This window comes from Bradyrhizobium sp. NBAIM03 (assembly GCF_020194055.1).
GTDB classification, from domain to species: Bacteria; Pseudomonadota; Alphaproteobacteria; order Rhizobiales; family Xanthobacteraceae; genus Bradyrhizobium; species Bradyrhizobium yuanmingense.
On sequence record NZ_JADYVS010000137.1, the window covers coordinates 1 to 461 of the forward strand.

At 50.8% G+C, this 461-nt stretch carries 1 protein-coding gene; it reads right to left on the reverse strand.

Annotation, left to right across the window (positions count from 1 at the left end; all coding sequences use genetic code 11):
• Window positions 1-461, reverse strand: a 461-nt coding sequence (locus I6F21_RS37760; RefSeq protein ID WP_225184390.1) for a tail fiber assembly protein, incomplete at both ends; no start/stop codon positions are given.

Here is a 461-nt window from a genome sequence, read left to right on the forward strand (position 1 = left end):
CGCCTCCGGCAGTTCAGGCCAGATGACATCCGGCGCGGTGCTGGTATCTGTTGCCGTCACCGCGTCAATGTAATCCAGCACAATGTTAAGTCGGGTGGTTTCTGCCTGCATCAGCTTCCGCCCGGCCTGCAATTTCAGCTGAATCAGACTAATGGAAGCCATTGCTGCATCAATCAGTGACTGGCGTTGTGCTTCTGCCACTTCTACTGCGGCACCGTGTTGTGCCTCAGTATCTGTCACCCATTTCTCACCATCCCATTTATCGTATGGCGTTAACGGTGCGATAGTGGTTGTATTTTCAGGGTAATCACCCGGAGCTGTGATTTCTTTGGCATCTCCCGTTTCGGTGTTATAGACGATTTCACCGCGATGATCTGGCACATATTCCCATGAGTTAAAATCTGTAGAACGGCAGATTGCATAATCAGCCTTATGTGTGCCAGGGGCATCTAAACAGGAAC